Below are 25,615 nucleotides of genomic sequence, written 5' to 3'. Positions count from 1 at the left end.
ACTTTTAGGAGGCTTCACGATGAATCATGCGAGGCGCAAAGGGACAGGAATGGGACTGCTGGGCCGGGGATTGCTGGCGGCAACACTGATTGCGGGCAGCTTCCTGGTTCCTGCAGGTGATATCCATGCTGAATCCAGTGCAAACATCCGGGTTGCGATATATGCTGATATCGGCAGCAAATATAAATTAACCGTACCATACGTGACGCTGCAGTCTGCTAAGGACTTCAATTTTCTCTCCGGCCAGAGTGGGGCAGCCTCATTGCTGCCGGTTCCGGCCAACAGCAAAATACGCGTAAGTCTGGATAGCTACAAGGTTAAGGTTATGGAAACTGCCACCTGGCAGGCAGCTGCCGATGCCGCCAAGAAGCTGCAGTCTACATCCGATAAGCCGCAGTTGCTGGTAACCTCGCGGAATGGGGTTAATGCATACCAGCTGTACACAGGTCCGTACGCCAGTGAAAATGCTGCCAAAGAAGGTCTTACCCGCGTAGGGAAAGCGGGACTGTCCATCCCGGCGGGCCAAACGTCAGCAGTAAAGGGCATTAAACACTTGTCTGCCGGAGAGTTCGCTTCCACTGAGGAAGCAGATGCTGCTCTCCAGGCACTGACGGCAGCCAATTTTGATGCCTGGAAGGTAATGGTGGCTGGAGCGGACGGCAGTGCCAAGACGCAGGTTTGGGTCGGCGAAGCTGCTGGCGAAAGTGAGCTTTCCGCCCTGCAGACCGAAGTTGCGGCTGCACTTCCCCAGCTTGTCTTGTCTCCTGCTTCAGCACCCGGGTTAATTATCCGCAGTGACGCAGGATTGGACCTCAGTAAGGAGGGACAAGCGTTTCATTACAGTGTGTCCGGAGTGAGTGCCAAGTTTATTGCTGCAGGCAATGAATCGGGGATTCAACTGGAGGAGAGATCCAAACGTACGTATCGCGGCAGCTTGGAGCTAAGCGGATTGAACGGTTCACTGGCTGTCATTAATGAAGTTCCGCTGGAGCAATATCTGTATGCTGTAGTCGGCGGAGAAGTTTCCTCGAGCTGGAATCAAGAGGCACTTAAGGCCCAGGCAGTCGCCGCGCGCAGCTATGCGCTGTTTCAGGGCAAACGTTTTGATGTGGCTGATGTGGTTGATACGACACTAAGCCAGGTATATAACGGCATCGGGGCCGAAGCACCTACAATTATCAAGGCGGTGGATGCCACAGCCGGTGAAGTGCTGAAGAGCGGCGGGAAGATTGTCGAAACCGTCTTCTCCTCCAACAGCGGCGGCCGCACAGCGGATCCGTCAGAGGTCTGGGGCAATGGCGGAGCTGCTTTTGTCAGTGTGCTCAGCGCTGAGGATGCTTCGGCCGCTGCCTCATTTAAGAAGTGGTATTATGTGCTGCTGTCTAGCGGTGCCTCCGGCTATGCCCGTGAAGATAATATGAAACTGACCGGCAGTAAGACGGCGGCAGGGCTTCCCCTTGCGACAGCTTCGACCAGTAATGTGAACATTCGGCCGCTGCCTGTTATCGACAGCAGTGCAAGTCCGGTAGGCAAACTGAATCCCGGTGAGAATGCTGTCGTATTGGATCAAGTCTATGAATCCGGGAGCTATAGCTGGATTAAAGGACCGTACACCTCGGCAGAGCTGCTCAAAAGCTTAGCCGGCAAGACAAGCAGTACACTGCCGTCATCCATTACCAGCCTGCAGGTTACCCAGCGCGGGCCTTCAGGAAGAGTCACACAGGTCAAAGCCAACGGTAATATTCTGCAGGTTAAGTACCCGGATCTTTTCCGTTCCGCCTTTAATGGACTGCCCAGTACCTTGTTTGATATTGTACCTTCCGGCAGTTATACTGTATTAGGCGCTGACGGCTCTACCGCAACCATTGGCGGAACACAGTCTGCGGGTGTACTTTCTGCATCCGGCAAGGTTACTGCCCAGAGCAGCGGAACGGTTGTAATGGGAGCCGATTCTTCGGCAAGAGTGGTTACAACTAACCCGGGATTTTACTTTATCGGCTGGGGCAATGGCCATGGGCTCGGCATGTCGCAGTGGGGCGTGAAAGGTATGGCCGATAACGGGTATGATTACAAGCAAATATTGCAACACTATTTTAATAACGTTACTATAGTTAAGGAATGAAGACTGACCATGAATGTAGACGATTATGACTTTCATTTGCCGGAGGAGCTGATTGCCCAGACTCCACTTTCTGACCGTAGCGCCTCAAGGCTGCTGCTGGTAAACAAGGAGAACGGAGAGCTTGCTCATCGGCATTTTACCGACATACTGGAGCAGTTTCAGCCGGGGGATACGCTTGTTCTGAATGATACGCGCGTTATTCCTGCCAGACTATTTGGGATCAAGGAAGACACCGGAGCCAAGGCGGAAGTACTGCTCCTGAAGAATCTGGGAGAGGACCGGTGGGAAGCGCTGGTGAAGCCGGGCAAGAAGCTGAAGACCGGTGCGGTCATTATTTTCAGCGATGAACTCCGTGCGGTGATCGAAGACGAGGCCGATATGGGCGGCCGGACATTGCGCTTCATGTATGAAGGAATCTTTCAGGAGATTCTGGACAGACTGGGGACGATGCCCCTTCCACCTTATATTAAGGAAACGCTCGATGACCGGGAACGGTATCAGACGGTGTATGCCCGGCATGAAGGCTCAGCAGCGGCACCTACGGCTGGACTGCATTTTACAAAGGAACTGCTGGAGCGTATTGCTGCAAAAGGTGTGAATATTGCTTACATTACACTTCACGTTGGACTTGGCACATTCCGCCCGATGTCAGTAGAGAAGGTTGAAGAGCATGTCATGCATGCCGAGTATTTCGAGCTGTCCCGGCAAACTGCAGAGCTTCTGAATGAGGCGAGAGCAAGAGGCGGCCGTATTATCGCTGTTGGTACAACCTCCTGCCGGACTCTGGAGACCGTGGGCAATAAGTTCCAGGGCGGACAGATTGAAGAATGCAGCGGGTGGACGGATATCTTCATTTATCCCGGTTATGCATTCACAGTTGTTAACGCATTGATTACTAACTTTCACCTGCCAAAGTCCACTTTGGTTATGCTGGTGAGTGCTTTAGCAGGACGTGAACAGATTCTCGCCGCCTATGAGGAAGCGATAGCGCAGCAGTACCGCTTTTTCAGCTTTGGTGATGCGATGTTTATTTATTAAGCAAGAGGAAGGGTTAAACAAATGGCAGCAATAACTTATGAACACATTAAGACCTGCAAGCAGTCCGGAGCCCGGCTCGGCAGAGTCCATACCCCGCATGGTGTCATCGAGACACCTGCCTTTATGCCTGTTGGCACACAAGCTACAGTCAAGACCATGAGTCCCGAAGAACTGAAAGAAATGGACGCTCATATCATACTGAGCAACACATACCATTTATTTCTGCGGCCTGGCCATGACATCATTCGTGAGGCCGGCGGTCTGCACAAGTTTATGAATTGGGACCGGCCGATTCTGACGGACAGCGGTGGGTTTCAGGTATTCTCACTGAGCGATATGCGCAAAATTACCGAGGAAGGCGTACATTTCCGCTCCCATCTAAATGGAGACAAGAAATTCCTTTCGCCGGAAGTGGCGATGGAGGTTCAAAACGCACTTGGCTCCGATATCATGATGGCATTTGATGAATGCCCGCCTTTCCCGGCTGAATATGATTACGTCAAAAAGTCATTGGAACGTACCTCACGCTGGGCCGAAAGATGTCTCAAAAGCCATGCCCGTCCCGAGGATCAGGGGCTGTTCGCTATTGTACAGGGAGGCATGCATGAGGATTTGCGCCGCCAGAGTGCGGCTGATTTGACTTCCATGGATTTCCCGGGGTATGCTATTGGGGGGCTCAGCGTCGGAGAGTCCAAGCAGCTAATGTATGAAGTGCTGGATTATACTGTTCCGCTGCTGCCGCAAGGGAAACCGCGTTATTTAATGGGTGTCGGTTCACCGGATGCGCTGCTTGAAGGGTCAATCCGCGGAGTGGACATGTTCGACTGTGTTCTGCCTACCCGCATTGCCCGTAATGGAACGACAATGACCAGTCAGGGAAGACTCGTTGTACGCAACGCACAGTATGCACGTGATTTCGGGCCGCTTGATCCGGAATGCAGCTGCTATACCTGCCGGAATTATTCCCGGGCTTATTTGCGCCATTTAATCAAAGCCGATGAAACGTTTGGCTTGCGGTTAACGACATACCATAACTTACACTTCCTGCTGGATTTGATGCGTAAAGTGCGTGAAGCCATCAGAGAGGATCGGCTGCTTGATTTTCGCGATGAGTTTTTTGCACAATACGGATTGTATGATAATCTCAAAGGCTTCTAGTACGCCTGTAACAGAAGAACTGGATTGTGTTTTAATGCGTATCGAAAGGGGGGAAAGGATATGTTACATTTTCAATTTGCAGCAAATCAAGGGGGGACTGGCAGCATTCTAGGTCTCGTAGGCCCGTTTGTACTTATGTTTGTGGTGTTCTATTTCTTGCTCATTCGTCCGCAGCAGAAGAAAACTAAAGCACGCAACGGAATGTTGAAAGCTCTGAAGAAGGGCGATAAGGTAGTCACTATTGGTGGCCTTCACGGGACGATCATGGAGATTTCCGACGACATCGTCGTTTTGCGCGTTAATGATGTGACCCGTTTAACCTTTGACCGGGGCTCTATCAGCCATGCTGTGGCACTGGAGACGGAAGGTAAGGAATAGTATTTCTTCACAACCTACATAAAAAGCGGCGTATCTCCTTCGGGAGAACGCCGCTTTTTGGCATGCTATCACATAAATCTCGTATTCATCACCCTGAGGGAATTGAAAAATTAACGGGCATCTGTGGCGCGGCTTCGGACTGGAAGCGATGTTTCCTCGCTGCGGAGTGTCAGCTTGGCCAGCTGTACTGCAGCAGAGGTGGACACAACAGCCAGCAGAGTGCCGCCCAGCATATCAATCAGCCAATGAATGCCGAGATAGAAGATTCCGAACACAATAGCTACTGCTGAAATCGTTGAGATAATCTTCCAGCGGTTGTTCCCTGACCGAAAGGCGAGCAGCGCCGTAGCTACAGCGATGGCCGTGTGCAGACTAGGGAAACAGTTGTTTAGACCGGAGAGCGGCCTGTATTCCTGTTCAAAGTTTGGAAAGACATCCAACATGATGAATCTTACACCTGCCGGAGCATAGGACCAAACTTCGTTGATTGGAAAATATAAAAAGAACGGAATGGCGACTGTGTAAATTAGCATGATCGTGTAGCAGGTGGCATACAGCATCAGGCGGTTCTTCTCCAGCAAATAGACTCCGAGTGAAGCAGCCAGCACGGCTTGGAGCATAAAGATATAGAAGAAAGCGACAATAGGTGTAAGCCAGGGAGCGTAGAATATTTGCTGTACGGTCTGGACAAAATGTCCTTCAAGTCCAAAAAATACAGAAGTATAATCCGATGCGAGCTGCATCTTCTGCTCAATCTGCAGCTCATACTTATTCAGGAGGAGAACACTGATCATTCCAACAATAACCAACAGAAATTTATAGGAGTGCAGCAGTTCCTTTCCGAGTTCTACAAAGGCCATTAAAGGGTTGCGCCTGGTACTGATCCAGATCAGCAGAATTACTATTACAACAGTGTACAAAACAACATGGTTCATGGATTGGTAAAGCAAAGCTATCGAAGCCTCCTCAAGCTCTTACGAATTCAGATGAAACCAGTGTAACATATTTTTAAGAGAATGGTTTCAAATTTTATGGATTCTAATAATTTAGTTTTTTTGTAAATTAACTCCAAACATTCCGCCGAGCGCTCCGATTGCTGCAGCAGCCATAACCCATACAGCATCAATGCCTGCAGGGGCACTGTCAAGCGCCAAAAATCCGACCAGCAGCACAATGATTCCGTAGAATCCCCCCGTAAGTGATCCTTGATACCAGCCCTTACTGGTTGCTCTGCGCCCTGCCGTCAGTCCGCCGAATGCGGCGGCGATGCCGTGTACGAAGTAGGTATACGTTGTAAGATCCTGTTCCTTCAGACCACTGCCCCACAGCAAAAGAGAGAGGACAAACGCGCCCAGCAGCATCCACAGGAAGGATCGGCATAAACCGGATAATACAGGACTCGTTATTCTCCATGAGAACAGGCGCCGAATGAAGTACATGGTAAAACCTCCTAAATGTTTTTTGACGATCACCTTGAGTTAACTAATATTCATTGTATGGGGAGGCTTGCCCCAATAGTACAAGAATGGCAAAGCCTGCTCATTTACCATTAATTAATAAGACCATTTCCGAATGTTCCCTTGGCAGGGAGGCCAGAATAGGGGTACATTAATCCGCCCGTAAGGCAAACTGCCCGGGCGAGAAGCGGAAAGGGGAGCGAAGAGAATATGTTCCAGCATATTACTACCCATATCTTTCTGACCGTGCTGATGTATATCTTCATTTTCCTGAGCATGCGGATAATGGGGAAACGGGAAATTGGCAAGCTGTCTGTATTCGATTTAACGATTTCGATCATGATTGCTGAAATTGCCGTGTTTGTCATTGATGACATCGAACGGCCGGTCTATGACGGAATCGTGCCCATGGCAACCTTGGTACTGATTCAGGTGCTTGTGGCCCAGTTCAGCCTTAAGAACAGAAAGCTGCGGCTGCTGATTGACGGCAAGCCCAGCGTACTGATCTCAGATGGCAAAATACACCGCGGGGAAATGCGCAGGCAAAGGTACAACCTTGATGATTTGCTGCTCCAGCTGCGGGGTCAGAACATCGACAGCCCTGCTGATGTGGAGTTTGCCATTCTGGAAACCAGCGGCCAGCTTACCGTCATTGAGAAGAACAGGGGAGTGTCGTCATCCAACCAATCGGGAAACAGCAGCTCTAATGCCGAACGGAATGAACAGGGAAACAGTGGTGCTGACAGCTCCGGCAGCGTCAAGCTGCCGAAGCATAAAATCAGGTACGAAGGCCTGCCGATTCCGCTCATTATGGACGGGAAGGTGCAGGATACAAATCTAGAGATGATCGGGAAAACAAGATTCTGGCTAAGAACCCAGATCCGCCAAAAGGGCGTATCTGATTTTCGCGATGTTTTTCTGTGCTCGATAGATCACAAGGGTGAAATTTATGTAGACCGTCACCGCTCCAGATAGAGTAAAATATTAACGCCGGCGTTTGAAGAATGGCACACGGTCTAGGTCGCGGGTAGAGATCAGGCCTGAAAGCAGGCATATTCCCAGGTAAAGAGCCATCCCGCTGGCGGCGGAAAGCAAAAATTGCAGCCACTGGGCATCGGCGATGGGAACAGAGGTATAGATGTAAGACATGCCAGCGGCCATGATAATCACCGCGGTCAACGTTTTGAGTGGATCGGAAACTCTAATCGACAATTTAATCAGCTTAACTACGCTGAAGCCGTGCAGCAAGGTTACAAAAATGCTGTTAACGATAATTGCGATTATTGCGCCATAAATCCCGTATTCGGGCTGGGAGGCTAAAAGGAGAATGAGCAGGATTTTGATTACCGCACCAATCAGCGTATTTATAAGCGCCCTCCCGGGGCGGTCCATAGCTTGAAGAGCAGCCTGCAACGGTGCTTGGACATAGAGGAAGAGTGCAAAAGGTGCCATCATCCGCAGCATCGGAGCGGTATCCGCATTGCCGTACATCAGCGTACATAGCGGTACGGCAAGAATATACATAATTGCAGCAAAAGGGGCTCCGGTTACCATAGCGAGCCTCAGGGCCTGGTGCATTCTTTTATGAATGGTTGCCAAATCATGGCGCGCTGCCGCCTCTGACAAGGAAGGAACGAGCGAAACAGCAAGGGAAGAGCTGAGCACTCCCGGCAGCAGCAGCAGTGGAATAACCATCCCTTGTAAGGAGCCGTACTGCGCGGTTGCAGCTGCGGTGGCAATTCCGGCAAGGGCCAGACTGCGGGCGGTAATAATAGATTCCAGAAGATAGGAAAAAGAGCCGACGAGCCTTCCGGCCGTGACGGGAACAGCAATGCCTAGCAGACGTTTCAGTACAGAAGTTTGCTTGCCCGCTGAAGGTTCAGGGATAACCGGATCTGGAATGTCATTTTCCGCGGTTACAGGGTCAGGAAGATCCTTCTTGTCCTTTTTTAGGATGTAATAATATTGCCATAGCAGCACCAGCATGCCGACGATTTCGCCAACGGTCACCCCTAACATTGCACCTGCCGCAGCAAAGGCAATACCCTTCGGAAGCAGCAGCCAAGAGAACCACAACATAAAGATAATACGGATTACTGACTCCAGAACGGAGGAAAGTGCGGAAGGAATCATGTTTTGCCTGCCCTGAAAATAGCCCCGGTATATGGAAGATACGGCAACGATAGAGATCATCGGCGTCATGCTGACAAATGTATAATACACACGACTGTCCGTAAGGAGCACATTGGATACCCATGAGGCGCTGAACAGGGCGACCAGGGTGAACAAGATGCCGAGCGCCAGGCTGAGGGTAAGTCCGGTATGCAGAATACGGCGTGACTCTTCAGGCCGGTTCTCTCCCTCTGCCTCAGCTACCATTTTGGCGATGGCCAGCGGAATCCCTCCAGTGATTACAGTGATCAGCACGATGAAAAAGGGATAACCCAACTGATAAAGACCAACGCCTTCAGCACCGACAATACGGGGTAATGCAATGCGCGGAATGAATCCAAGCATCCGGTTAATAATGCCTGCGGCAAGCAGTATAAGCGTTCCTTGGATAAAGCTTTGTTTCCTTAGATTACTCAAAGGGCACTCCTTCTTCCCGAATTGAAATAAAACGCTGGCGTTCCTGTCTGTCCAAAAGGTAAGCTTGTGGATGCAGGCTTGTATATTGATATGCGGTACCCTGTCTACTCCATGACAAGCTTTGGAAATGATAAGTTTTAACCCGGAAGAAGGAATGCGGGGGAGTCTGGTCGAATACTAAAAAGTAACATGCGAAAGCGAGCGAACTTTGGAGGTGTCAACACGTGGAATCGATAGAGTGGAGTGATGATGAGCTTGGTGAAGATATCGAAGCCATGTGCCGCAGCAAAGCGGAGGAATTCCGACTCCTCGGCTATGAGTATGTAACAGGCAAGGATATCTGGGATTGCATCAGCCGCAACTATGCCAAGGAGGGCAACCCTCCCCTGCACAAGCTTGTGAACGATATCTATTCCTTGAAGTCCACTAGTTATATGAATTATTTAACGATTGCCGCTTATCGGGGATTAAACTGATACAAGGAATGATTTTCTTTTGCAAATGGCTATAGGAAGCAGTAAAGTAAGAGAAGACCAATTTTGCTTTTCCTATCAAACGGATGGCTTGCCTTGGGCAGAGCCGGCCGTTTCTTTGTGTGAGTATAACACCGTCGTTCCTCCACGAATTGACGGTGATTTCGCACGTAGCTATAATAGGAATATTGAGTAATGAAAGGGGAACTAGCAAGAGCATGAAGAGACTTTTGAGCTTTATCATTACCGTGCTCGTTTTAACAGGCGTCATGGCATTTAGTACTCCCGGACTATTGGACAAGGTTCGACTGGGGCTTGACCTGAAGGGCGGTTTCGAGATTCTGTATCACGCGGAGCCGATGGAAACAGGAGGAGAACTGAGCCATGCCTCGCTGCAGAAAACAGCGGAAAGTCTGGAGAAACGTGCCAATGCGCTTGGCACAAGCGAACCTGAAGTAACTACTGAGGGAACTGACCGCATCCGTCTGAAAATTGCGGGCGTTACCGACGAGGCCGAGGTACGCAAGAAGATGAAGGAACCTGCGGTTCTGACCTTCCGCAGTGCTGCCGAAGGCGATGCTCCTGGAGTTTACAGCAAGATAGAACTCGTGGGCAGTGACTTTGTTGAGAATGCTGCCGAGGTTCAAAGCAACAACTTGAACCAGCCTGAGATCGGGATTACTGTTAAGGATAAGGATAAATTCGCGGAAATTACCAAGCGCCTGCTGGGTAAAGAACTCGCTATTTATCTTGATGAGCAATTGTTATCCGACCCTCCACCAACGGTAAGAGCAGTACTTACAGATGGAAAAGCTTCGATTTCCGGAGGTTATACTATAGAAGGGGCCCGTGAACTGGCCGACACGATTAACCTCGGTGCCCTTCCGCTGAAGCTGACAGAGAAATATTCACAAAGCGTAGGCGCTACCTTGGGTAAACAATCCCTTGATCAAACGATCAGAGCGGGACTTGTGGGTTCCCTGATTATCTTGATCTTTATGATCGGCATGTACCGCTTGCCGGGCCTGCTGGCCAGCTTTGCACTCATTCTGCATACATGGCTGCTGATTCTGGTATTTGTCGTTGCCGACTTTACGCTGACACTTCCTGGTATTGCCGCATTTATTCTCGGTATTGGGATGGCAGTTGACGCCAATATCATTACCAACGAACGGATAAGAGAAGAAATGCGCAGCGGGAAGAGCATATTGTCTTCCGTCAAAGCGGGGAATAAAACCTCTTTCCGGACCGTTATGGACGCCAATGTGACGACTATAATCGTAGCGGCCGTTATGTTCGCATTTGGTACGGGTGCGGTTAAGGGCTTTGCTCTGATACTGATTGTGGAAATTGTGCTCAGTATCGTAACGAACCTCTATTTTGCCCACTGGCTGCTCAGTACACTGGTCAAAGCCGGCGTTCTGAAAAAGCCGAAGCAATTTGGGGTAAAGGAGAGTGACATCCGTGCGCTTTAAGAAAGAACTTGATTTTGTACATTTGAGTAAGTTTTTCTATATTTTTTCCATTGTCCTTACGATACTCGGCTTAGTGTTCCTGGGCTTTCTTGGACTGAACTACAGCGTTGATTTCAAGGCCGGCTCCAATGTTGACGTGGCGCTGTCCAAGACGATTACACAGGAAGAGCTTAATCCTGCGCTCAGCGGTCTGGGCCTCTCCCATGAACCAAGCATCACCATTGGTGAGAAACGGGTGAATATCCGTTATGATGAGGTTCTTAAAGAGGAACAGAGCGAGCAGCTGCAGGCTGCAATTAACAAGATTGATGATAAAGCTTCCTTCGAGATTAACACGGTAGATACAGAAATGGCCAAAGAGCTGGCGCGTAATGCGATCTATTCTGTGCTAATTTCCTGTCTGGGGATTATCATTTATGTAAGTATCCGCTTTGAATGGCGTTTTGCCCTGGCTGCGATTGTAGCGTTGGCTCATGATGCGTTTATGGTTGTTGCGATCTTCTCGATTTTCCGCCTGGAGGTGGATTTGACCTTCATTGTCGCGGTGCTGACCATTATCGGTTATTCCATCAATGATACCATCGTTATCTTTGACCGGATTCGCGAGAATTTGCGCTTCGGCAAGCAGAAGACGTATGAGGACCTTAAGGGACTGGTGAACAAAAGTGTGAGCCAAACCCTGATGCGTTCCCTCTACACAGCGTTTACGGTATTTATTGCTGCATTCTTCCTGCTTATCCTTGGCGGAGAGTCTATCAAAATGTTCTCACTTGCGATGGTTATCGGTTTGCTCTTCGGAGCCTATTCCTCGATCTTTATCGCGAGTCCGCTCTGGCTGCTGCTGAAGAAGCGCCAGAAGACTCCAGTGAAGAACAATCCGGCCAAAGCTTAAAATTTCCTGTCCCGAAAAGCCGCGTCAAAGGCGACGCGGCTTTTCGAATCTTTGGAGTGGAATGAGCAAACTTCAATCATCATGAGATTACTCGCTACCCGGCAAGGAGGGCCTCGTTATGAATGACAAACAATCACCGCAAAGTGAGACGGTTGCCTGGACTGGAATCGTCAGCGATGTTGCATTAGCTTTGGCTAAAGGAAGTGTTGGCTATTTCTCCGGCAGCAAAGCACTGCTGGGTGATGCTTTATATTCCGGAGCAGACGCTGCAGCCAAGCTGGCGGATATTCTTCCGTGGCGCTCAGAACTGGTTAAGAGGAATAAAGAAACAGAGCGTACCCAGAAAGGGCAGCGTAATAAGGAACCGATTGTCGCGATCCTTTTTTCAGTTCTTATTCTAATGGGCGGGCTGCAAATTGCCTTCTCGGCAATTCGCGATTTAACCCGGGGACATTTATCACCCACTGGAGAGGCGGCGATTGTCACCGTCCTGATCTCCATCGCGTTTAAAGAGGCTATCTTTCAATATCAATATCGTTATTTTAAGAAAATTGGCGATGGCAGCCATGCCGCATACGCGGATAACCACCGCTTCAGTCTATATACTTCAATTACCGTATTCGTCGGGATTGCCGGGTCGTTTGCTGGAGGATATCTCAACTGGAATCCGCTGCTGTATATGGACCCGATTGCCGCTCTTCTAACCAGCGCACTAATTATCCGTAAAGGGTATTCACTGATTATGACTTCTGTATTGGCCCAGAGGGATCAGGAACTTCCTTCCGCGGAGACGGCCAGCTTTATTGAAACCGTGGAACGGGTGCATGGTGTTATTCGTGTAGAGTATTTAAAAGCACTTGAGCAGGGGCGTTACGTGAACCTCCAAGTTAAAATCAGCGTCAACCCGCGGATTACCGTGACGGAAGCCCAGGATATTTCGGAATGCGCCAGGAAGCTGCTGCAGCACCGTTTTGTCCATGTGGGCGAGGTTCATATGGATGTTGTGCCTTATGATCCGGGTTATCCTTACAAAAGCAACTATGAGCTCGTGGACAACGATAGTCCCACGCTGCTCCAGTAGTTCGCAGGGTGAGAGAAAGGTGAACTCAATTGCTTCATTCAAAAACAAGATGGCATTCTCCGGCAGCCGATCCCATTGCAGTAGAGGAATTGGCCCGGAGCCTTTCTATTTCTCCGCTCCTTTCATCACTGCTGGTAACCAGAGGTTTGGGGACGGCTGCTGATGCTTTGCAATTCATGGATGGAGGCGCGGAGGATAGACATGATCCGTTCCTCTTGAAGGGAATGGCCGAGGCGGTTCCGCGGATCAAAAAAGCATTACAAGAAGAAGAACATATTCTCGTGTACGGTGATTATGATGCGGATGGAGTGTCCAGCACCGCGCTGATGATCTACCTGCTGCGTTATCTGGGGGCATCCTTTGACATTTATATTCCCCATCGTTCAAATGAAGGCTATGGGCTGCACAATCATGCGCTGGACTGGGCGGTACAGCAGGGAGTATCGCTGGTCATTACCGTAGACACCGGAATTAGCGCTTATCATCAGATCGCTTATGCGACAGAGCTTGGAATTGATGTGATCGTAACGGATCATCACGAGCCGCCTGAACTGCTGCCGGAGGCCTTTGCACTGATTAATCCGAAGCTTCCTGACTGTCCTTATCCTTTTAAGGGTTTGGCAGGTGTGGGGGTTGCCTACAAGTTGGCTGAAGCCATGCTTGGGGACGAGGTACCGGAGGAATGGAGCGAGATCGCGGCCATTGGTACAGTTGCTGATCTCATGCCGCTGCTCGGTGAGAACCGCAGTCTAGTGCGCAGAGGACTCTCCAGTATGCGGCATTCACCTTTCCCGGGGATCCGGGCCTTGCTTGATGTCAGTGGTGTAACGATGAGTACAGTGAGCGCTATAAATATTGCCTTTGGCATGGCGCCGCGCATTAATGCCAGCGGCCGGCTGGATCACGCAGGCCGTGCTGTGGCTTTGCTCACTACCACAAATTCGGGGGAAGCTGAACAGCTTGCCGGAGAACTGGATCTGCTTAACAAAGAGCGTCAGCTGGTCGTGGAAAGAATCGTCACGGAAGCCACCGCTAAATTTGAGCAGCAGACCGCAGAGGGAACACTGCCGGATATTATTGTTCTTGCTGATCAAGGCTGGAATGTCGGCGTGGTGGGTATTGTGGCCTCTAAGCTGCTGGACAGGTATTACCGTCCGGTGATTATACTGGATGTTCACCCGGAAACAGGGATGTGTAAAGGTTCTGCCCGCTCGATTCCCGGTTTGGATATTTATGCAGCGCTTTCTTCCTGCGCCGGGCTGATGGATCATTTCGGCGGCCATCCAGCAGCAGCAGGGATGAGCCTGCATCGTGATAAGCTGGAAGAATTCGCGGCTGCGCTTAATGAGTTTGCAGCCTCCGTTCTCCAGCCGGAACATTTCATGCCTGTGACAGCAGCGGACGGTGAAACGGCGATCTCTGATTTAACGCTGCAGGCCGCACTGGATCTGGACAGGCTGGCTCCCTTCGGGATGGCCAATCCGCTGCCCAAGTTTATAGTTCGCGGAGCTGCGGTGAAGGAGACCCGCAAGATGGGGCAGGATGGCAAACATCTCAAGCTGGTTTTGCAGCAAGGCAAGCATACGATTGAGGCGGTAGCCTTCGGCAAAGGAGCATTAGCCCAATTGCTGCCAGGAGGCACTATGGTTGATGTCCTGGCAGAGCTTTCGGTGAATGAATGGAACGGTTCGCGCAAACCTCAGCTGATGCTGCAGGATTTAGCAGTCCCGAATGCGCAGCTGCTGGATTTGCGCGGGACAGCTGATGCAGTGAAGCAGGCGGCTACCCTCAAAGAGCTGCTGCTGCAATTCAGCAGCGGAACTTCCTTCAGCGCTGCAGCTGTGTTTCACAACAGCCGCATGACGCCGCTGAATCAATTGAAAGGCATGTCGCTTTGGGTATATGATGAGAATGCCGGGATCTCCGTGCTGAATCAAGGGCAAGCCGAAACAGGTGAAGGCAAGGTTTCCCTGCTTTGCCTGCTGGACATGCCGGATACACCGGAGCAGCTGGATGCGGTGCTTACTGCTTTTCCACAAGCTGAGAATATCGCATTGCTGCACTCCATTCGGGATGGCCGTGACCGGCTGCAAATACCGACACGTGATCATTTCAAGTCGTTATATAAATTGCTGGCTTCGATTGCAGCTGCGGCGACACCGGAGCACGAGGTGCTGCTGCGGCTTAGCCGCCAGTCTTCACTCAGTGTGCGCATGCTGGGCAAGATGCTTGAGGTGTTTGAGGAACTTGATTTTATCAAGCGCAGCAATGGGACCATTACCTTTGTTACCCAGCCTGCGGCGAAGAGTCTTACGGCCTCCCGGCATTTTGTCAGACTGGGTGAGACTGCGGAAATGGAGCAATATTTCATGGAAGGCAGCCTCAGCGAGCTGCAGGAATGGATGCTGTCCCGCCGTTTAGGAGCATCCTAGGTCGGAATGGACTGGAGGCTTTGCTTCCGTAGCAAGTTTGTTTGAAGAGAATTCAGTGAGGGAACTGCTCACAACCTTTAGGAGATGATCATGTTGGATTTAAAAGACAGTATTCGTGTGATTCCGGACTTTCCGCAAGTGGGAATCAGCTTTAAAGATATAACTACATTGCTTAAAGACGGCGACAAATACCGCCAGGCGATTGATGAGCTTAAAGCGCTTGTGTCACATCTGCAGATTGATGTAATTGCCGGTCCTGAGGCGCGCGGTTTTGTAGTCGGCGCACCGCTGGCTTACGCACTGGGGGTCGGATTTGTACCGATTCGCAAGAGTGGCAAACTTCCTTACGAAACCATTGAAGTGGGTTATGATCTGGAATACGGCAAGGATAAACTGGCCGTTCATACCGATGCCATCAAGCCGGGACAAAAGGTACTGATTGCTGATGACTTACTGGCTACCGGCGGTACTATTGCCACATCAGTTAGTCTGGTGGAACAGCTCGGCGGCAAAGTTGTTGGCGCTGCTTTTCTCATCGAACTTGTAGAGCTTGCCGGCCGCAACAAACTTTCGGATATTGAAGTGATATCCCTGATGACTTACGAGGACTAATTTAAAACGGGGTAACTTTTCCCGGGAAATAAAAAGCGGATCGCTGTCGAACGAAGACAGCGATCCGCTTTTATTAATAGATTCGTTCTATTTACTATAAACGGATGCCGCCCTGAAGCAGATGAGCATCCGTTTTCTTCATATATAAGTATTCGGGGTCTAATGGGCGGATTTCTCATCTTCCTGCTCGTTTGACCAGCCAAGAACCTCGAACAGCTTGAAGAACAGAGACAGAACCATACCAACAATCGTAGCCAGCGCCATTCCTTTAAGCTCCACTTTGCCCATGTTAAGGGAGATGCCGCTGATGCCGACAACAAGCACCAAGGTAGCCAGAATCATATTGGTTGCTTTGGAGAAGTCGACCTTCTGCTCTACAAAGATCCGCAAACCGGAAGCTGCGATAACCCCGAACAGCAAGAGGGATACTCCGCCCATTACCGGTGCGGGGATGTTGGCAATAATAGAAGAGAAGGTGCCGGAGAACGAGAGCAGAATGGCGATGACTGCCGCTCCGCCGATCACATACACCGAATATACTTTGGTTAAGGCCATAACACCGATGTTCTCGCCGTAAGTAGTATTAGGAGTAGAACCCAGGAAACCGGAGAAAATGGTGGAAATCCCGTTACCCATCAGCGAGCGGTCAAGACCGGGGTCTTTCGCCAGGTCTCTGCCGACAATGTTGCTGGTTACGAGCAAGTGGCCGATGTGTTCAACGATAACGACAAGGGATACAGGAATAATGGTGAAGATTACATCCCAGTCAAAGGATGGGGTGACGATCGTCGGGTGGGAGAAGAACTGTGCGTCGGAAATGGCACCCGTGTTAACCTTATGCATAATATAGGCCAGCACATAACCGGTAACAATCCCGATCAGAATATGAATGATTTTGGGGAAACCCCGGAAGAGTACTGCGCCAATAACCGTTACACCCAGCGTTACCATAGACAGCGTAATTGCGCTTCCGTCCGGTGTCCAGTCGGCAGTACTTACACCTTCAGGAGCAATCAGTCCGGCCATACGTGCGGCAACCGGTACCAGCTCTAGTCCGATGGTCGCCACGATTGCGCCCATAACCGCCGGAGGGAACACCACATCAATCCAGCCAGTGCCGGCATAACGGACGACTAAAGCGACGAGAATAAAGATAACACCGGTAACAATAAACGCTCCCAGTGCAAGCGAATATCCATGCATATGATCGCTCTTGTTATGGTTAAGCACAATCATTACAGGTGAGATGAAGGCAAAGCTTGATCCAAGATAAGCCGGGATTTTGCCGCGGGTAATCAGGATATAGAGCAATGTGCCGATACCGTTCATCAGCAGGATCATACCAGGGTCTACCCCAAACAGGTTAGGGACAAGCACCGTGCTACCGAACATGGCGAACAAATGCTGAAGACTTAACAGAAATCCCGGGCCCCAGGGGAGTTTCTCATTAACTTGAATTTCGCGTTGCAATGGAGTTCACTTCTCTTTCTTTATGTAGTTTTAGGTTAGGTCGCGGAAAACCGCTTTTACTAGATTAAAGAGTACGGCGACTTTTTACAACAACAATTTTACAGATGCCACGAAATTGCCCATACTTCGAGGCCTAAGCCTGCAGGAATGCCACACTATGGCAAGTGTTGACGTAATCCATCGTAAGCGTCATAATTATAAACAACTTTAAACTGCGTGTAGTGCAGCCTGGAAGAGCTGATAACCCTGCAAACCGGACACACCTTGCGGGTTCATTCATTAAATAGATAAACTCCATTACGGAATTTTTCTTTATAGAAAGGAAACGGATACGACGAGAATGGGCATAGAGCAATTAATTGAAAAGGCTAGCGCCTATATAAAAGAAAAAGATCTTCTCCGCATCCGGGAAGCTTATGAATTTGCCGATCAGGCTCATCACGGGCAGGTTCGGAAATCGGGGGAGCCATACATTCTGCATCCGCTCGCGGTCGCAGATATTGTCGTGAATATGCAGATGGATGTCATCTCCATTATTGCAGCGCTGCTGCATGATGTCGTAGAAGATACAACGGTGTCACTGGAGCAGATCCGCGGGAATTTTGGCGATACCTGTGCCATGCTGGTTGATGGTCTGACAAAGCTGGAACGCATCCGTTTCCGTTCCAAGGAAGAGCAGCAGAACGAGAATTACCGCAAAATGTTCATTGCTATGGCTCAGGATATCCGCGTTATTGTCATCAAGCTGGCGGATCGTCTGCATAATATGCGGACTCTGAAGTACCAGTCAGAAGAAAGCCAGCGCCGTATTTCTTATGAAACGCTGGAGATTTTCTGTCCCATTGCAGACCGTTTGGGAATATCAGCGATTAAATGGGAAATGGAGGATATCGCTCTCCGTTACCTGAATCCGCAGCAATACTACCGTATTGCTAATTTAGTGCATAAAAAACGGGCGGAACGTGAAATGTTCATTGAGAGTGTAATCGGCCGCATTCGTGCCAAACTCGATGAAATGGGCATTGAAGGCGATCTGTCGGGACGTCCCAAGCATATTTACAGTGTCTATAACAAAATGAGCACCAAAAACAAGCAGTTTAATGAAATCTATGATCTGCTTGCCATCCGCATTATCGTCGACAACATTAAGGATTGTTATGCCACATTAGGCATTATTCATACTCTTTGGAAGCCGATGCCCGGACGTTTCAAGGATTATATAGCCATGCCCAAAGCGAACATGTACCAATCGCTGCATACGACGGTAGTGGGTCCAGGCGGAGAGCCAACGGAAGTGCAGATCCGTACCTGGGAGATGCACCGTACCGCCGAGTTCGGGATTGCCGCCCATTGGGCTTATAAAGAAGGAAACAGCAATAACGTTAATCCGGAGAACCGGATGCCGTTCTTCCGCGAAATCCTGGAACTGCAGCATGAAGCCAAGGATGCGGAAGAGTTTGTCGAATCGCTCAAAATGGATTTTTTCTCCGACCTTGTCTTCGTATTTACCCCGAAGGGCGAGGTTGTGGAGCTGCCGGCAGGTTCCGTTCCGCTTGATTTTGCTTTCCGTATCCATACGGAGGTAGGTAACCGGACCATCGGCTCCAAGGTGAACGGGCGGATCGTGCCGCTGGATCACAAGCTGAAGACCGGGGATATTGTAGAGATCCTGACCTCGAAGAATTCGTATGGTCCCAGCCGGGACTGGTTGAAGATCGCACAATCCTCGCATGCACGGAGCAAGATCAAGCAATGGTTCAAGAAGGAGAAACGCGAGGAGAACGTTGAAAAAGGCCGTGAAGCGATCGAACGTGAGCTGAAGCGCCTCAATGTTGAAGTATCGGATTGGCTTACGGAAGATAAGCTGACTGAGGTATCGAAGAAATTTGCTTTTGGCGATTTGGAAGACATGCTGTCGGCAGTCGGTTTCGGAGGGATTACTGCGGCGCAGATCGCCTCCAAGCTTACGGAGAAGCTGCGCAAGGATCAGGAAGAGGCCGCGGGACATCTGGAGCTTACTTCTGAGATGAAGGAAATTAAGTCCAGCGGAGAGAAACGGAATCAGCCAACCAACGGAGTACGTGTAAAAGGAATTGATAATCTGCTGGTCCGTTTTGCACGATGTTGCAATCCGGTGCCTGGCGATGACATTATCGGTTATGTGACGCGCGGGCGCGGCGTTTCCGTCCACCGCGAGGATTGTCCGAACATTCCGGGCGATGGTGACGGAGAAGAGTCGGCACGTGTAATTGAAGTGGAATGGGAAGGCAGTATGGAAGCTAACTACAGTGTTGATATTGAGATTACCGGCCATGACCGCAACGGCCTGCTCAATGAAGTGCTGCAGGCGGTGTCAGAGAGCAAGACTAACATCTCTGCGGTCACCGGACGCTCCGACAAGAACAAGATGGTGATGATTCATATGACGATCCTTATCCGCAATACAGACCATTTGCAGTCAGTGGTCGATCGGTTGAAACGGGTCAAGGATGTATATACGGTTAACCGCATTATGCAATAAGGCAAGGAGTGGAACACACCAATGAGAGTGGTCGTGCAGCGCTGCAAGGAAGCGAAAGTTACCGTGGATGGGACAGTCACTGGAGCTGTAGGCCAAGGCCTGATGCTGCTTGTCGGCGTTACTCATGAGGATACGGAGAAGGATGCTAAATATTTGGCTGACAAGATCGCCGGATTGCGCATTTTTGAAGATGAAGCCGGCAAAATGAACTTCAGCGTCACCGAGACCGGCGGAGCAATCTTGTCCGTGTCGCAGTTTACGCTGTATGGAGATTGCCGTAAAGGCCGGCGCCCCAACTTTATGGCTGCCGCAGCACCCGCTAGGGCAAAGCAGCTCTACGACTATTTCAACCATGAGCTGAGAAACAGCGGACTTACGGTGGAAACAGGTGTGTTCGGCGCAATGATGGATGTATCACTGACCAATTGGGGCCCTGTCACCCTGATTCTGGACAGCCGGGGTTAGCTGCGGAATTAATTGCCGCTTTAGCAAAATTTAAGTTGTTTACGTGCACCCGAGGATGCCGCATGGGGTTCTGTTCTAAGGACCCTATAGGCATCCTTTGCTTTTTCCCTGCGGATAGGCGGGTCCTGGGCTGGATAAACTAAGGTAGAGCCATAATTCGCCGAGGAGCAGGGAGTCCAGCATGAGACAATCACAGAAAGCATGGGTATGGAGCGTCTTGCCGGCATATGCGGCCGGAAGTGCTGCAGAAGCCGCTGCGGCGGCCAAAGGGACCGTGGAGCAACTAGAGACTGACGTGTTGAAAGGAAGAAGCCGCAGCCTCCTGCCGCGCACTTGAAATGCTTGGGAGGCTGCGGTTTTTGGCATATTGGGCGTAACTCTTTTTATAGCGTAGAGGGATGAAAAGAAAGGTAAGCAGCTTCACTTCGTTAGAAAGCGCTGCAATAAGGGTAATAAGAAGACGAGAACAGAAAAGTGGAGAGGAGAATTAATCTCATGAGTAAAGTTGCATTTCTGCTCGCCAACGGTTTTGAAGATTCCGAAATGAAGGTACCTTACGATGAAGTCATAAAAGCAGGGCATCAGGCGGAGATCATCGGTCTGAAGAAAAACGAAACCTTGCTTGGCAAAAAAGGCAGTGTGTCCTATGCAGCCGATAAAGCCATCAGCGAGGTGAAAGCAGCAGACTATGACGCTGTGGTTATTCCCGGAGGCTCATCCCCGGAAAATTTACGGCTCGACCCTGATATCCTGAGCTTTGTGAAGGAAGCCGATGGAACAGGCAAGCCGATTGCCTCCATCTGCCACGGACCGCAAATCCTGATCAGTGCAGACTTGCTGCAAGGCCGCACGGTGACTTCCTATCCGCCACTTAAGGATGATGTTATTAACGCCGGAGCGGAATTTAAGGATGAAGAGGTCGTCGTGGACGGCAATTACATTACTTCACGCACACCGAAAGATGAGCCCGCATTTGTGCGTGAGCTGTTGAAGGTGTTGTAATAAAAGCTTGGCCCCAAAAATCTAAACAACAATCCAAGGAGGGAACGACAATGAGTAGAAGAATCCAGGCTTATTTCAGAACAGAAGATGAAGCAGAAGGCGCTAAGACGGCATTGATTCCTTACGGAGTGGATAATCTGGAAGTATCCCCGCTGACGGATCCTTTAAAAACAGACGGAAATTACAGAAATAATATCCTGATTCCCTTGGTTCCTTATAACAACTCCGCGATGACCGGTGGCACATTTGGCGCTACGGGTGCGGTTGCAGGCTCCGGCCCGATTGTTGGTGCACCTATTGTACCGGCAATCGATGCGAATGACGGTCCTGATGATTTGGATAACCGCAGTGCGGGTGATGTCCGGAATCATGCTGAATTTGATGACAGGGATTTGGACGATCTTCGTTATGTCATGGAAGTTAAGGTGGCTGACGGCAAACAGGATGAGATTATCGAGACGCTGCGCCGGAAGCGTGCTTACGTGGAAATCTTTGATTAAAAAGAGAGCACGCTCTCTCGCAGATGAATAGTTGCGAAACTACAGCTCCGCCAAATCCGTTACAGGGATTGGCGGAGCTTTTTAAAATCCAAGAATAGTAATATTTCTTTGATTTCTGGATTGTCCAGATTTATAAAACGCTTTCTTTTCTGTAATACAACCGTAATATTACATTCATGATTCCTTAATATAGCGTGTTTATAATAGAAGCATGACCCCCTTTTTTATAATATATGATGATGGACCTGCAGCAATCGGCTGTAGGTCACTTTTTTTGTAATAGCTTTTTTTATTGGATTCCTTGACTTTAGCGCAGTGGTTCAGTAGAATCTAACAATATACAGATTGTCATATAGTTTTGATGACGGGACCAAGTAATCCGTACCCCACAACCCCAGAGAGGAATCCCCCGCAGAGATGGAAATCGTCCTACCGTAGGATGAGCTTACCGTTTCCGCCCGGCTGTAAGGATTCTGTTGATGAACGGATGAATGACCTCCCCGAGAACGCACGGCGAAAGCAGGCAATGAAGATTGCCGGAAGTCAGTAGCCGATTGCGCGTAGGCGGGCGTTAACCGCTTAGAGCGGATTCAGGCAGTTGCATGGATTCGGAATGTGGGTGGTACCACGGGTGTATTATTAGGTTGATAATAATCCCTCGTCCCTGTTTGATATAAACAGGGCGAGGGATTTTTTGTTTTTTTTAGAAGTTGACAAACAGACAGGCAGAGGGGTTATTTTCAGGAGGGATAGGCTGTGGCTAAAGAAAGATTCGAGAAACCGACAGGCACGCAGGATGTGCTTCCGGGTGCGGTTGAGAAATGGCAGTATGTTGAAGGGAAGGCCAGGGATCTTTGCCGCCGGTTCAATTACCGGGAGATCCGCACTCCTATGTTCGAGCACACTGCGCTGTTCGAACGCGGTGTAGGAGAAACAACAGACATTGTAGAAGGCGAGATGTACACCTTCAAGGATAAGGGCGACCGCGATCTGGCACTCCGTCCGGAAGGAACGGCCGGAGTGGTCCGTGCTTATGTTCAGAACAAGCTCTACGGTGAGCCGGATGTAAGCAAGCTGTATTATATCGGTCCCATGTTCCGTTATGAGCGTCCGCAGGCGGGAAGATACCGCCAATTTCACCAATTCGGCATCGAGGCATTTGGAGCAGTAGATCCGGCGATTGATGCGGAAGTGATTTCTCTAGGGTACCAGTTCTATAAGGATCTGGGACTGAGGGATGTAAGGGTAGAGCTGAACTCCGTGGGCAACGTACCTAGCCGTGCGGCGTACCGGGAGAAGCTGCTGGATTTCCTCAGACCGATGAGGGACAACCTTTGTAGTGACTGCCAGCGGCGTATGGACCGCAACCCCTTGCGCGTGCTGGATTGCAAGGTCGACCAGGACAAATTCGGCGGTGCGCCTTCCATTCTGGATAGCCTGGATGAAGAATGCACAACTCATTTTGAGAAGGTCAAAATGCATTTGGATATCATGGGTGTGGAGTACAGCATTAATCCCCGTCTGGTACGCGGACTGGATTATTACACGCATACAGCGTTTGAATATAAAGCAGCCGGCATCGGATCTATCGACACGGTCGGCGGCGGAGGCCGTTACAATGGTCTGGTGGAGGAAATCGGTGGTCCGGATCAGCCGGGCATCGGTTTTGGCATCGGGCTGGAGCGGATCCTGCTGATTCTAGAGAATCAAGGGGTAGAGCTGGAGACGGTGAAGCCGCTGGATGTATACTTCGTGGCACTTGGCGAAGCGGCCGATCTGGAGATTACGAATCAATTGTTCATTCTGCGCAGTCTTGGCTTTTCTGCAGAGCGGGATTATCTGGGCCGCAAGATGAAGGCGCAGATGAAATCGGCCGACCGCATGTCGGCTCGGTACACAGCGATTCTTGGTGAAGATGAGCTGAACAGCGGCGTCATTGCGCTGAAATCAATGGCTACTGGCGAGCAGCGGACCATCAAGCTGGAAGAGCTGGGACAGTCGCTGGACTAGACAGCTTGGCATGAAGTAATTGTATTGTTGCAAGAGGAAGAAGGCTTCACTGATTCATATAAGCGCAGTTACTTTTAACCATGAAGGGGTAGAATATATTATGACCAGAAGCCATCACTGTGGACAATTGACGCCGGAGCATATCGGCCAGACCGTAACTCTGAACGGATGGGTGCAGACCCGCCGCGACCTTGGGGGCGTACTTTTTATTGATCTCCGCGACCGCAGCGGAATCGTACAGATCGTTTTCAATCCCGACTATTCCGGCGAAGCGCTGCAAATTGCAGATAAAGTGCGCAGTGAGTATGTGCTCGCTGTTACGGGGAAAGTGGTTAAGCGGGACGAAGAAACCATTAACCGCAACCTGCCTACAGGAGAGATTGAAGTGCAGATTACGGATATTGAAGTACTCAATGCCGCGAAAACGCCGCCGTTCTTCATCGAAGACGGTGTGGAAGTGGATGAATCCCTGCGTATGAAATACCGCTATCTCGACCTGCGTCGTCCGGAGATGTACAAAACGATGCTGCTTCGTTCCAAATCGGCGAAGATTTTCCGCGATTTCCTGGACAACGAAGGTTTTATTGATATCGAAACACCAATCCTGACCAGAAGTTCACCTGAAGGCGCCCGTGATTATTTGGTGCCGAGCCGGGTACATGAAGGCGAGTTCTTTGGACTTCCGCAATCGCCGCAAATCTACAAGCAGCTGCTGATGGTCGGCGGTATTGAGCGCTATTATCAAATCGCCCGCTGCTTCCGTGATGAAGATTTGCGCGCTGACCGCCAGCCGGAATTCACCCAGGTCGACATCGAGTCTTCCTTCATGCCGCAGGATGATCTGCTGTCGATGATGGAGACCCTGATGCAGCGCCTGCTTAAAGAAACGATTGGCGTCGAAATTGCCCTGCCGTTCCAGCGTTTGACTTATGCCGAAGCCATCGGCAAATACGGCTCAGATAAGCCAGACCTGCGTTTTGGCCTGGAGCTGGTTGAAATGAATGACATCGTAGCCAGCAGCGGCGTCAAAGTATTCGCCTCTGTGATCGAGAAGGGCGGAGAAGTAAAATGCCTCAACGCTAAAGGCTGCGGTACCTGGACCCGTAAAGAGATCGACGATCTTGGACCTTATGCCGCGCGTTACGGAGCCAAAGGACTTGCCTGGATTCAAGTGAAGGATGGCGAATTCAAGGGGCCTATCGTGAAGTTCTTCACCGAGGAAGAAATTGCTGCCGTGAAGGAACGTACCGGTGCCGAAGAAGGCGACCTGCTGCTCTTCTCTGCTGATAATAAAAAGGTGGTAGCCGATGTACTGGGTGCACTTCGCCTGAAGATCGGACGCCAGCTTGGCCTGATTGACGACAATGTGTTCAAGTTCGCATGGGTTACTGAATTCCCGCTGCTTAGCTACGACGAAGACCAGAAACGTTATGTGGCAGAACATCATCCGTTCACTCGTCCGATGGATGAAGACCTGCACCTCTTTGAGACTGATCCGGGTGCTATCCGTGCCCAGGCTTACGATATCGTGCTTAACGGGTACGAGGTAGGCGGCGGCTCTCAGCGTATCTACAAACGTGAGGTACAGGAAAAAATGTTCGATGCACTCGGCTTCTCAACGGAGGTTGCATACGAGAAATTCGGCTACCTGCTGGATGCATTTGAATACGGAACACCTCCGCACGGCGGGATTGCCTTTGGTTTCGACCGTCTCGTAATGCTGCTTGCCGGCCGTACCAACCTGCGCGAAACCATTGCCTTCCCTAAGACGGCAAGTGCGACTGACCTGCTGATGGATGCACCGGCACCGGTAGATGCAATACAATTGGAACAGCTGCACATCAAGCTGGCTCCGAAGCCGGAGAAGGTAAAGAACTAAATCTAACCAGGCCTAAGCGGAGCGGCAGCGCTGCTTCGCCGGCTTTTTGAAGGAGGCGCTA

General features: G+C 50.3%; 22 protein-coding genes. 18 read left to right on the top strand and 4 right to left on the bottom strand.

The window, feature by feature from the left end:
* Positions 1–19: 19 nt before the first annotated feature.
* The 4 genes from NST99_RS26595 to yajC are packed head-to-tail and all read left to right on the top strand — an operon-like array spanning position 20 to position 4,696.
* Positions 20–2,122, top strand: coding sequence for a SpoIID/LytB domain-containing protein (locus tag NST99_RS26595; protein ID WP_341095691.1), 2,103 nt, complete (start codon positions 20–22; stop codon positions 2,120–2,122).
* 9 nt (positions 2,123–2,131) lie between these two features.
* The gene (gene queA / locus NST99_RS26590) at positions 2,132–3,160 is read left to right on the top strand and encodes a tRNA preQ1(34) S-adenosylmethionine ribosyltransferase-isomerase QueA (protein WP_341095688.1); all 1,029 of its coding nucleotides are present in this window, start codon (positions 2,132–2,134) and stop codon (positions 3,158–3,160) included.
* Between the two features lie 21 nt (positions 3,161–3,181).
* Positions 3,182–4,318, top strand: coding sequence for a tRNA guanosine(34) transglycosylase Tgt (gene tgt / locus NST99_RS26585; protein WP_076109167.1), 1,137 nt, complete (start codon positions 3,182–3,184; stop codon positions 4,316–4,318).
* A gap of 60 nt (positions 4,319–4,378) precedes the next feature.
* Positions 4,379–4,696 carry a preprotein translocase subunit YajC gene (gene yajC, locus NST99_RS26580; protein ID WP_076109166.1) on the top strand — a complete coding sequence of 106 codons (318 nt, stop codon included), beginning with the start codon at positions 4,379–4,381 and terminating at the stop codon, positions 4,694–4,696.
* Between the two features lie 110 nt (positions 4,697–4,806).
* Here the strand turns inward: yajC and NST99_RS26575 are convergent, their stop codons facing one another.
* On the bottom strand, positions 4,807–5,646 hold the full coding sequence (locus NST99_RS26575) for a phosphatase PAP2 family protein (RefSeq protein ID WP_341095686.1): 840 nt from the start codon (positions 5,644–5,646) through the stop codon (positions 4,807–4,809).
* A 96-nt stretch (positions 5,647–5,742) separates the two neighbouring features.
* Positions 5,743–6,135, bottom strand: coding sequence for a TIGR04086 family membrane protein (locus tag NST99_RS26570; protein WP_341095684.1), 393 nt, complete (start codon positions 6,133–6,135; stop codon positions 5,743–5,745).
* A gap of 228 nt (positions 6,136–6,363) precedes the next feature.
* Between NST99_RS26570 and NST99_RS26565 the strand changes: the two genes are divergently transcribed.
* On the top strand, positions 6,364–7,128 hold the full coding sequence (locus tag NST99_RS26565; RefSeq protein ID WP_341095682.1) for a DUF421 domain-containing protein: 765 nt from the start codon (positions 6,364–6,366) through the stop codon (positions 7,126–7,128).
* A gap of 9 nt (positions 7,129–7,137) precedes the next feature.
* Here NST99_RS26565 and spoVB read toward each other — a convergent pair whose 3' ends face one another.
* The gene (gene spoVB, locus NST99_RS26560; RefSeq protein ID WP_341095679.1) at positions 7,138–8,742 is read right to left on the bottom strand and encodes a stage V sporulation protein B; all 1,605 of its coding nucleotides are present in this window, start codon (positions 8,740–8,742) and stop codon (positions 7,138–7,140) included.
* 224 nt (positions 8,743–8,966) lie between these two features.
* Between spoVB and NST99_RS26555 the strand changes: the two genes are divergently transcribed.
* From NST99_RS26555 to NST99_RS26530, 6 genes are all read left to right on the top strand, one after another.
* Positions 8,967–9,218, top strand: coding sequence for a post-transcriptional regulator (locus tag NST99_RS26555; protein WP_341095677.1), 252 nt, complete (start codon positions 8,967–8,969; stop codon positions 9,216–9,218).
* A gap of 215 nt (positions 9,219–9,433) precedes the next feature.
* Entirely contained in the window at positions 9,434–10,690 is a 1,257-nt protein-coding gene (gene secD / locus NST99_RS26550) for a protein translocase subunit SecD (RefSeq protein WP_341095674.1), read from the top strand.
* Positions 10,680–11,582 carry a protein translocase subunit SecF gene (gene secF / locus NST99_RS26545; protein ID WP_341095672.1) on the top strand — a complete coding sequence of 301 codons (903 nt, stop codon included), beginning with the start codon at positions 10,680–10,682 and terminating at the stop codon, positions 11,580–11,582. Before secD ends, secF begins: the two co-directional genes overlap by 11 nt.
* Before the next feature lie 118 nt (positions 11,583–11,700).
* Positions 11,701–12,663 (top strand): cation diffusion facilitator family transporter, encoded by a 963-nt coding sequence (locus NST99_RS26540; protein WP_341095670.1) that lies wholly within the window; start codon positions 11,701–11,703, stop codon positions 12,661–12,663.
* A 29-nt stretch (positions 12,664–12,692) separates the two neighbouring features.
* Positions 12,693–15,095, top strand: a complete 2,403-nt coding sequence (recJ, locus tag NST99_RS26535) for a single-stranded-DNA-specific exonuclease RecJ (RefSeq protein WP_341095668.1) — start codon at positions 12,693–12,695, stop codon at positions 15,093–15,095.
* A 93-nt stretch (positions 15,096–15,188) separates the two neighbouring features.
* Positions 15,189–15,707, top strand: coding sequence for an adenine phosphoribosyltransferase (locus tag NST99_RS26530; RefSeq protein WP_038600521.1), 519 nt, complete (start codon positions 15,189–15,191; stop codon positions 15,705–15,707).
* Between the two features lie 159 nt (positions 15,708–15,866).
* On the opposite strand, the gene uraA is transcribed toward NST99_RS26530, so the two are convergent.
* Positions 15,867–17,177, bottom strand: coding sequence for a uracil permease (gene uraA / locus NST99_RS26525; protein WP_341095666.1), 1,311 nt, complete (start codon positions 17,175–17,177; stop codon positions 15,867–15,869).
* 340 nt (positions 17,178–17,517) lie between these two features.
* Here uraA and NST99_RS26520 point away from each other — a divergent pair, with 340 nt between their 5' ends.
* The 7 genes from NST99_RS26520 to aspS all read left to right on the top strand — a co-directional run bounded on the left by NST99_RS26520 (position 17,518) and on the right by aspS (position 25,554).
* Positions 17,518–19,698, top strand: a complete 2,181-nt coding sequence (locus NST99_RS26520; RefSeq protein WP_341095664.1) for a RelA/SpoT family protein — start codon at positions 17,518–17,520, stop codon at positions 19,696–19,698.
* 21 nt (positions 19,699–19,719) lie between these two features.
* Positions 19,720–20,163 (top strand): D-aminoacyl-tRNA deacylase, encoded by a 444-nt coding sequence (dtd, locus tag NST99_RS26515; protein WP_341095662.1) that lies wholly within the window; start codon positions 19,720–19,722, stop codon positions 20,161–20,163.
* 181 nt (positions 20,164–20,344) lie between these two features.
* The gene (locus NST99_RS26510) at positions 20,345–20,500 is read left to right on the top strand and encodes a hypothetical protein (protein ID WP_341095661.1); all 156 of its coding nucleotides are present in this window, start codon (positions 20,345–20,347) and stop codon (positions 20,498–20,500) included.
* A gap of 158 nt (positions 20,501–20,658) precedes the next feature.
* Positions 20,659–21,165, top strand: a complete 507-nt coding sequence (locus NST99_RS26505) for a type 1 glutamine amidotransferase domain-containing protein (protein WP_341095660.1) — start codon at positions 20,659–20,661, stop codon at positions 21,163–21,165.
* 50 nt (positions 21,166–21,215) lie between these two features.
* Positions 21,216–21,665 carry a hypothetical protein gene (locus NST99_RS26500; RefSeq protein WP_341095659.1) on the top strand — a complete coding sequence of 150 codons (450 nt, stop codon included), beginning with the start codon at positions 21,216–21,218 and terminating at the stop codon, positions 21,663–21,665.
* A gap of 756 nt (positions 21,666–22,421) precedes the next feature.
* Complete coding sequence (gene hisS, locus NST99_RS26495) at positions 22,422–23,675, top strand: histidine--tRNA ligase (RefSeq protein ID WP_341095657.1); 1,254 nt, start codon at positions 22,422–22,424, stop codon at positions 23,673–23,675.
* Positions 23,676–23,775: 100 nt separating this feature from the next.
* The gene (gene aspS, locus NST99_RS26490) at positions 23,776–25,554 is read left to right on the top strand and encodes an aspartate--tRNA ligase (protein WP_341095655.1); all 1,779 of its coding nucleotides are present in this window, start codon (positions 23,776–23,778) and stop codon (positions 25,552–25,554) included.
* Positions 25,555–25,615 lie beyond the last annotated feature (61 nt).

It is taken from the genome of Paenibacillus sp. FSL L8-0470 (genome assembly GCF_038008625.1).
Classification (GTDB): Bacteria; Bacillota; Bacilli; order Paenibacillales; family Paenibacillaceae; genus Paenibacillus_AQ.
The sequence above is the reverse complement of the archived record's forward strand: the minus strand, read 5'-3'. Positions and strand labels throughout refer to the sequence as shown.